We start from the raw sequence: 2299 nt of genomic DNA, 5'->3' as shown, positions 1-2299 counted from the left end.
AAGGGCCATCGGTTGTTGGGGTCTCGGCTACGGGCTTCGGGCTACGCCCTCCGCCCTTCACCGACACCCCAACAACCGATTCTCATCTTGATTGTCGCTACGCTCGCATCCTGTCAGTCGCCGCGCATCAGTGCATGCTCAGGCTTCCGAAGAGCCCATTGTGATAAATGGCACCTGTGATCCAAAGTCCGGTGTCACGATCGATAATGGCGAACCTAGTCGGTTCGCTTGCGACAGTGCGGTCATCGCTCGCACGGAGCGCGGAACCGTGCTTATCCAATTCACAGACAAGAGCGGCGACGATGGCAGGATTCTCGGGTTCGCGGGAACCATCGAGGGGAAGCAGGGCTTCGGTGCCGACCTTGTGCAGATGATTGCCGTCGAGCGGATCTACTTGACGAGCGGCGATAATCCAATTCCTGCCAGCGCCGGGACGTGCATCATGAACTGGGCCCGGCTCCAGCGCACGAGTGGCCGCCTTACCAGCATCCTATGTGGTAGGCGCGGGCAGGCGGAAGGATCGGACATAAGGGCGATGGCGGTGCTGCAGGCGCAATAATTCGGCTCGCCACTCGATTGGCTTCGCAATAGCACCTAGTCCACGCAACGATCGCCCAAAATTCGCCTGCGGTCTTGCGTCTATTTTTGATGATTAGGAGACGGCACGGTGACAATTGAAATCCGCCGTTTATGACCGAGCAGGCAAAAATGTGCCTATGGGTGTAACGACAGCATTCTTTTGCTCTCAAGCATTATGGTTCGTTTGTCGCCTTACCAGATGGATAGAATAAATATGAGTACTGATATCATCGCACGAGTTCGAAACAATTTACTGAAAGAGGCTCTCGCCTCGCCTCAATTGCTTTCTGACGTTGCGCAGCTAGAAAGTTATATTGCTGAAACCTATTCTGATCGTTCATTTATCGAACTATTGCAGAATGCTGATGACGCTGGCTCGCGGAAATTTTCCGTCCATTTGTTAGACGGCCAGATCATCTGTGCGAATGACGGGCGTTCATTCAGCGAAGATGATCTCAAAAGTGTTTGTCGCTCCGGTGCATCTAACAAGAAAAAAGGAGAAACCATCGGCTACCGTGGCATCGGATTCAAATCCGTAGCCGCGTTAGCGGATCGGGTAGCGATCATAAGTGGTGACATCTCCCTTGTCTTCGATAAGGACCTTACAGCGCGGGAAATCGGCCTACCTCGCGAAAAGGTACCTCTTATCAGGATACCCCACTTCTTCGACACCAGGCCTAGCAACACGTTAAATGCGGTGCTCGAATCCCTTCGTAGAATAGGAATGACCACTTTCTTCGTGTTTCAAGGTATTGACCTCCCACGCACTATTAGCGACCTAAACTCAATTAATGATGATTGCCTACTGTTTATAAGAAATGTCGAAGAAATTACTTTGAGTGTTATGGGACAAGAACGGCGATTTCACTGTCGTCGAGCCGTCCGAGATAATGTACAATGCGTTGAAATTTCGACGCAGACCGAAACGCAAGAATGGGAAATCGTTCGCCGTTCGGCTATCGACTTCGCTTTCTCCAAGTCCTTTGGCGCTCGAGTCCCGCTTCAGAGGGATCAGGCCGCAGTCCACGCTTTTCTCCCCACAACTGAGCAGTCTGGACTAGGAATTCGTATTAATGCGGATTTTAGTACCGACCCATCTCGGACCCGGATTGTGTTGGATGAAAACACGTCGCGTCTAATTTCCGATGTCGCTTCAGAAGTTATCGAAATGCTTGATATCATTTTGACGGGCGAACGACCGGACAATCACACGCTTTCTTGTCTTGCGGCAAATATCGACTTGGGATCGGTTGATTTCATGCGCCCGTGTTTTCGGACCGAGCTCGTAAAGGCGCTCCGAGAAAAGGCGAAAGGCCGGTTCGGCGACCTAGTTTTGCGTCCATCTTGGCTAAATCTGATCGACTTTCAGACAATGGCGAAAGCCTCGAAATTGGCTTATCTGCCGAAGTTGCCATCCGACGAAGCGGATGAGGCACTGCATCAGACGATGAAATTACTTGGAGCCCGCCCGCCAGAAGACGCGAAGCTGTTCGATAAATTGGACCCCGCGACACTGACGGATCAAGGAAAGCGAGAAGTCGGAGCTTATGTTAAAAAATTGAGGGATATTGGCTCTTTGCAAGCCCATGCCTTACTAAGGCCTGTGGACAATTAGGGGATTCCCTTTTCCGCGCAGATCGGATTCAAGACTGGCGAAGGGAGCGCCATCTTGGATCGACACGGATTAAGCGACGAGCAGTGGGAGCGGGTCCGTCCGTTT

2 protein-coding genes are annotated in these 2299 nt (G+C 51.8%); both read left to right on the top strand.

Annotation, left to right across the window (positions count from 1 at the left end; translation table 11 throughout):
• Positions 1-268 precede the first annotated feature (268 nt).
• Positions 269-559 (top strand): hypothetical protein, encoded by a 291-nt coding sequence (locus tag KRZ98_RS19830; RefSeq protein WP_217674981.1) that lies wholly within the window; start codon positions 269-271, stop codon positions 557-559.
• A 234-nt stretch (positions 560-793) separates the two neighbouring features.
• Complete coding sequence (locus tag KRZ98_RS19825; protein WP_217674980.1) at positions 794-2194, top strand: sacsin N-terminal ATP-binding-like domain-containing protein; 1401 nt, start codon at positions 794-796, stop codon at positions 2192-2194.
• Positions 2195-2299: the final 105 nt, after the last annotated feature.

This window comes from Sphingobium sp. AS12 (genome assembly GCF_019097845.1).
GTDB lineage: Bacteria > Pseudomonadota > Alphaproteobacteria > Sphingomonadales > Sphingomonadaceae > Sphingobium.
Note: the sequence above shows the minus strand (reverse complement) of the source record. Positions and strands in the feature narration are given on the sequence as shown.

Excerpts from the sequence above, each read along its gene's own strand:
- KRZ98_RS19825 (WP_217674980.1), top strand. The coding sequence starts at position 794 with ATGAGTACTGATATCATCGCACGAGTTCGAAACAATTTACTGAAAGAG.